At 66.5% G+C, this 325-nt stretch carries 1 rRNA gene; it reads right to left on the bottom strand.

Annotated features, from left to right (window positions below):
- Nucleotides 1-218: 218 nt before the first annotated feature.
- Nucleotides 219-325, bottom strand: a 23S ribosomal RNA gene (locus ACLBXO_RS31890); the annotation flags it as partial.

Here is a 325-nt window from a genome sequence, read left to right as displayed (position 1 = left end):
CGGCCGAGTTCGAGATGGGATCGGGTTCTGGGCACGCCGCTCAGGCCACCAGACCGGCGCATCGCAATTCTTTGTCGGACGGGCCTTCGCAGGGTGCTGCGACGGCGGGTGTCCGGTTCGGCAAGCAGGCAGCGTCATCGCTGCGGGTCTTTCTGCAACCGTGTCGTGTGCCCGCCAGCCTTGCGGCTGCCGGTCACATCCGGACACGGATCACGAGAGCGATCAAGCCAATCGGGCGATTAGTACCGGTCGGCTCAACGCGTCGCCGCGCTTGCACCCCCGGCCTATCGACGTGGTCGTCTTCCACGGCCCTCAAGGGAGGTCT

The sequence above is a fragment of the Methylobacterium sp. C33D genome (assembly GCF_053345825.1).
The sequence above is the reverse complement of the archived record's forward strand: the minus strand, read 5'-3'. Positions and strand labels throughout refer to the sequence as shown.